The sequence below is a fragment of the Burkholderia sp. LFS061 genome (genome assembly GCF_047978125.1).
GTDB lineage: Bacteria > Pseudomonadota > Gammaproteobacteria > Burkholderiales > Burkholderiaceae > Burkholderia > Burkholderia pyrrocinia_C.
In genome coordinates this window covers 1-5,522 of the sequence record NZ_JBFPFS010000090.1, presented here as the reverse complement: position 1 = coordinate 5,522, position 5,522 = coordinate 1, and the positions used below count along the sequence as shown (strand labels likewise).

General features: G+C 56.0%; 4 protein-coding genes. All 4 read left to right on the top strand.

Annotated elements, in window-relative coordinates:
- Window positions 1-383 precede the first annotated feature (383 nt).
- The 4 genes from ACNQQL_RS35485 to ACNQQL_RS35470 all read left to right on the top strand — a co-directional run bounded on the left by ACNQQL_RS35485 (window position 384) and on the right by ACNQQL_RS35470 (window position 5,424).
- A complete protein-coding gene (locus ACNQQL_RS35485; RefSeq protein ID WP_347069418.1) occupies window positions 384-2,411 on the top strand; it encodes a hypothetical protein in 2,028 nt (675 codons plus the stop codon).
- A gap of 261 nt (window positions 2,412-2,672) precedes the next feature.
- Window positions 2,673-3,008, top strand: coding sequence for a hypothetical protein (locus ACNQQL_RS35480; protein ID WP_347069416.1), 336 nt, complete (start codon window positions 2,673-2,675; stop codon window positions 3,006-3,008).
- A gap of 341 nt (window positions 3,009-3,349) precedes the next feature.
- Window positions 3,350-4,312 carry a DUF1837 domain-containing protein gene (locus ACNQQL_RS35475; protein ID WP_347069414.1) on the top strand — a complete coding sequence of 321 codons (963 nt, stop codon included), beginning with the start codon at window positions 3,350-3,352 and terminating at the stop codon, window positions 4,310-4,312.
- Window positions 4,309-5,424 (top strand): DEAD/DEAH box helicase, encoded by a 1,116-nt coding sequence (locus tag ACNQQL_RS35470; protein WP_347069412.1) that lies wholly within the window; start codon window positions 4,309-4,311, stop codon window positions 5,422-5,424. The genes ACNQQL_RS35475 and ACNQQL_RS35470 overlap by 4 nt, the downstream gene beginning before the upstream one ends.
- Window positions 5,425-5,522 lie beyond the last annotated feature (98 nt).

Below are 5,522 nucleotides of genomic sequence, written 5' to 3'. Positions count from 1 at the left end.
TATCCCGCCCGCTGAGGCTGAGGCAAACTACTACAGGCAACTCAGAAATGCCGCTGACTTGCCTGCATTAACTTAAACCAACCGGCCTCCACGATTCCCGGCGCGGTTCAGTCGGCCTTGTGCGTTTCAAGCTTTTCACGCGTGACCGTGACCATGGCTGCCACGCGTACAGAGCCGTTGCGTGGGAGCCGGAGAGTCGTTCGCTGTATGTGCTCAGGATTTCGCTCTCTTCCCCGGTCCCTACGGGCACTGGGGAGTGGCAGCGTTGGAGACTAAGTGACCGTGACAATCCACTTTCAGACGTCCACTTGATATCAGACACGATAACGCCGATAGAGATTTCAGACCTGAGCAAGCCCATGCGGCCATCGAGTCTTGCTGGAATGGAACGGCGCAAGAGCATTCTGCAGGCGTTTTGCTTTGTCGACGTTCAATACGACGGTCAAACGACGAGGATGTTCAATCCACTTGTACTGAGCGACCCGGCAGAGAGGTCTGCTGCCGTCCGATACGTCTGCGAACGTATGCAGCAACCGCTCGGATATCAAACTTATGTGCTGGAACTGTTCCATCGCTTTGTATTTTTCGGCGGCTCGACACGTGCGATGGCCAAACTCACAAGCCGACAGGGCGGCCCGTCCAAAACTCGCGTAGGTATGAACACTCAACGGCCCGGTCCCAGCACCGATGCAGAGTCACGTGCTGCGACGAGAACTGCAATTCTGGGCGCCCCGAAGATAGCTCGCCGAGGTCCAGTACGTCCGTCCGACATTGACAAATTCACGTGGGCTCTCCAGGAATTTCACATTGATGGAAAGCAGAATCTCAAGACTACCTACGCCTCGATGGTCAGCACTCGCTACTGCAAGCGTCCGAAACGACTCGTGCCAAGTATTAGTCAATTTTTTTATCACGCCAGAACGCGTCTTCTAGAGCAGCAGGACGCTGAGCGTAGGAGGTTGGGACCTCGGTTGACTGCACAGTACGCGACCTCCCGCCCGGGACAGGCCAGCGCTATGACTTTCGGATTCAATTTGGAGGTGGTTGACGTCGACGGATTCGTTGCAAAGATTCCGATTGCTGCACTCATCAACATGAAAATCGAACCAGTATTGGTGCAGGTTGTGTTCGCTGTTTCGCGACGCACCGGAGCCGTTGTCGGCTATGAAATCGCGATGAAGGGAGAAAACTCGGAAGCGTTCCGTCGGTGTATCGCTTCGATTTTTGTATCCAAGGAGGCCAGAGCAAAGGAACTGGGCTTGACCGATTTCAGAGGCCTCTTGCACGGATGCATCGACGCAATTTTCGTCGACAATGGAGCCGGTGCCGCCGCGGACGTTATCGAGACTGCCTGTAAAGAAATGGACCTCATCCAGTTTTTCGCGCCCCCCGCGCGGGGCGACCTCAAAGCGGTTGGAGAAAGCCTGAATAACGTGATGGTCAATTTGATGAAAGACTTGACAGGAGCGTTTACACGTCAACGCGACATCTTCTCCAAAGAGCTTCGACGCATCAAACGAGCAGATAAGCCTGTTACTTTGGAGCAGTTTGAAAGGTTCCTCCTGATGGCCATTCAGCACGTCAATCTTTTTTCAAACAAGCCCCATCTCAGAAGCGAACCGATGCGTCAGGACCACAAAAACCCCTGTAGCATCCATCCTCACTCCCTCTGGCACTGGTACCAGAATCGGCCTGCTGCAGGCCAACGAGCCAAGTTGGAACCGTGGGAAGCCTGGGAACGGTTCATCCCGTGGAAAGACGCTACTGTCTCAGCGGGAAAAATCCGGTTTCTCCGCCAACGCTGGACATCGCCAGAACTGGCAGCCCTGTATGACGCGCACATGTCCCGGCCCGCCAAGAAACGAGGAAGGCTGAATATTGAAATCAAGCGTGTGGGCGCTCACGCGACGACCCTTAAGTGGCGTGGTGAGGATGGCCGCGGAGGTGACCTTCATCTGGTTGACGAAGACGCATTCATGCTGGGCAAGATGACCTGGAAGGAGCTTGAACTCAGAAATGCCGACGACGCATTCCAGGCAGAAGCGAGCGAGCCAGCCAACAATCGCAGTAGGAATCGGCTGACGAGCAAGCAGCAGAATAAAGTAGCAGCCGCTGAGAGGCGTCGCAACGCTACAGTCGAAACAGCTTTTGGAGGACCGACTATCACAGAAGCTCGGAGAAACGCCGTTGTCCGACGCGACGCAGCGCGATTCGCCGCAGCGGCAGCGCCGTCTCAACCGGATGCACACGAGACGTCGGCTGGACCGATGGCGTCGATTCAATCGGAGGTGTTTGACCGGAGCAGCACCGAAATCCTGCTCCCTGTTGAACGAGACGATACGTACGTCGACGAACTTGAAGCTAGGTTGCTCGCGTTAGCACAGTCGGTCGGGACAAGCTCTCATCGATAAATGTTAGCGCCGATGTAAATCTGAGCAAGCCGCCAAAGTATGCCTGAAGGAGCATGTGCTGCGCCTCTCCGGCATACCATCACTCAAGGTCGACCTGTTTGTGCCCACATCGTTGACGCCATGAGAGAGGAGGGATGCATCGGCACGGTTCCGTATGTCGACGGAACGCATGCGCCGGTCAGAACATGGCAGGGGCTCACAAATTGTTCCGCTAGGTCTACGAGACTCAACGGAACGATTTTCCACCACCAGGAGACTGCGATGCCCGTTTGGAAACCACGCCCTGCTTCCGAACTGCCGAGGATTCCGTTATCCCGGTGGCGCATAATCGAAATTCAGGATGGCAGCCGGCATTTTGTCGGTTTGGATATGTTCGACTCATCGGGGCGCGTCAGTTCATCGATAGTTGCGTTCGACCCCGTCACCCTGCAGGGTACGACTCAAACGGGCCGAATTTATGAGCTGGTCGGCAGGCATGGCTCGTCATTGAACGTCGAATACGTCTGGACGAGGTGGTGCGAACTGTACGAGGTGACATCGTACGTCGACGTCACCGAACGTCTGCTTGCTGGAACTGATATCGGCAATCGAGCATGAGCGCGAGGTGACAATGGAGTTAGTTTAATCGCAGGTTTTCGACCGTAGCCGCGCTGAATTCATGGTCCAATTGGAACGAGAGGATATATACGTCGATGACCTTGGAGCTAGGTTGCTCGCGTTAGCACAGTCGGTTGGGAAAAGCACCATTCGATAGACGCGAGGGTGCGCTTGCTTACGATGTACGGCCCGCTCGACTGTTCATTCGTTTACTTAACAAAACCATTAAAATAGCACGTAATATATTGGGCGCCAGGGCCATCGCCCTATGGTGATTGGCGGAGAAACTATAGTGCTGACTAGAACGACTGAAGGTCGTAGTAGCGAACCGGGGAACGCAAATGACGAAGGCAAATAACAGCTTTGCCGCGTTGCTGGACCCGATTCATGGCGTCGATAACGTCCTGAAGGAAGTGACAGCAACGCCGCTGCTTGAACAGCCACGACTTCTTTTCGTTCGGATGCAGGAGCACATTCCGCAAGTCGATGCGCTTGCGGAGTTGCTCGTTGACCAGCTCGTCAACTACGTCATACCCCTTCGCAAACGGAGAGATGCCTTCGCCCAAAGTAGCAACTCGGCGACGGGCGGCGATATGGCAGCGGTATCGCGGCTTCGCCGTGAGGCTAAACGACTCCTGGTCACATACAACCAGAAGCACCCCGGACGCTACGGCGAAGTTGGCGAGCTCATTGCGTACATTGTCGCAGTGCGATACCTCGGCGCGGCGCAGCTCGGCGCGAAGATGGCGCTCAAGACGTCTTCCGAAATGCCGGTGCATGGGGTTGACGGACTACATGGCAGTCAAGCGGACGACGGGTCCGTTCTCTTCTACCTCCTAGAGTCAAAGCTCATCCCGAGCGCAGCGGATGCGTCGCGAGAAATGGTCGATTCAATCGCGGAGCATCAGGCAGACCGCGGACGGACGCTGAACGAACTTCGCCTCGTTAGCGACTTGTCCAACCTAGACTCTTTACAGGGAGAAGCGCGCGAAGCGGCCAAGTCGTTCTTCAACTCCTATACTGGAGACGGCAGCCATCTCCGGCGTCGCGACATTCACGTCGGCAGCCTCGTATTCAGCGAAAGCGCCTTCAAGGACAAACTGCCTCGCGACCTGAAAAAGCCGCCAGAGATTCATGAGGAACATCTGGAGAAGTTGTATGCAGCCAAACACAAGGCGTTCAGCAAGAACCTGAAGAAACAAGCCGACGCGAAGGGCGTTGACCTTGGCGGCTGCATCGTCTTTTTGGTTGCTATACCTGATGTAAATGAATTCAAGCGAATCTTTGCCGAGTTGAACACATGAGCACATTCGCCACCGAAGTTGCGATTGAAATCCGGCAGGAGCCGGGCTTCTGGAGCGACCTTGCCGAACTTCGTGCGGTCGGTATCCGGTCAACGGTCCTACAGGAAAATCAACAAGTTCGGGTTGAAGGGCCCGTTCTTGCCGAAAAGGCCCTGGCGCGCCTGCTCAATACCGCGAGTGTGTTCGCATCCGCAACAGACGAAGAGAGTAAGGAGCTGGCTCAGCAGATTGCAGTGTTCGCCAGCTTGACCTCGGGCGACGACGTCGTTCGCGAAGCAAGCATCCGTATTCTTTCTGACCTCGGCAACTTCCCCGGTCTCCGTAAGCTGGAGCGCGAGCATCCTGTCGACCTCGGCTTCGAAGCCCACATGCGCAGTGGATTGCTTCGAGAGCTCAACACAGTCGACATGGCCGGCGCGAGGGTCCCGCTAACGGAGTACCAGCTCGACCTCTGGCGAAGCTTGGACTCGTCCGTTGCTACAGCTGTTTCCGCGCCGACCTCGTCTGGAAAGTCTTTCGTCGTGCTCGAGCACCTGTCCGAGCGCGCGATTGCTGCCGAGCGGTTTGGCGCAATCTATATTGCACCGACACGAGCGTTACTGACCGAAATACACGGCAAACTGGAAAAGCGCCTGTCGAGCATTTCGGATTCCATTCGAATCACGACCATTCCGGTGCCCGACCCAGAGAGCCGGCCGAAGCAGATTTACGTGCTCACGCAGGAACGAGCGCAGTTTCTTCTGTCGACGGTGGCCGTTGCCGGTCTCATTGACCTTGTCATTTCCGACGAGGCACAGTCCCTCGGTGATGACAGCCGCGGCATGATTTTGCAGGACGCGCTTGAGAAATTGCGCGAGTCGAATCCCGCTGCACGCTTCCTGTTTTTGGCCCCGGGAGCATCCGGCCTGCAACTCATTGGCGACAGCATCGGGCTGCCCGACATCAACGTGAAGGAAACCACCCTTTCGCCGGTGGTGCAGAACCGTATCAGCGTCGGATTCTCAGACCTAGACGAGCACGTAGTGCGTCTCGACTTGGTCACGCCGAAGAGGCTTGAGCCAATTGGAACGTACCACTTCCAGCGTGGGTTTGCGTTAGGTGCGGTGGACTAGACTAAATCTGACAGTGGTTGGTTTTTCATGCTGGCGCGCATTGGCGCGGAGGGCGTAGCCCGTAGCGGCAATGCGCGCCGCGAACAGCAAGGAGTCCG

Excerpts from the sequence above, each read along its gene's own strand:
- ACNQQL_RS35485 (WP_347069418.1), top strand. The coding sequence starts at position 384 with ATGGAACGGCGCAAGAGCATTCTGCAGGCGTTTTGCTTTGTCGACGTT.
- ACNQQL_RS35475 (WP_347069414.1), top strand. The coding sequence starts at position 3,350 with ATGACGAAGGCAAATAACAGCTTTGCCGCGTTGCTGGACCCGATTCAT.
- ACNQQL_RS35480 (WP_347069416.1), top strand. The coding sequence starts at position 2,673 with ATGCCCGTTTGGAAACCACGCCCTGCTTCCGAACTGCCGAGGATTCCG.
- ACNQQL_RS35470 (WP_347069412.1), top strand. The coding sequence starts at position 4,309 with ATGAGCACATTCGCCACCGAAGTTGCGATTGAAATCCGGCAGGAGCCG.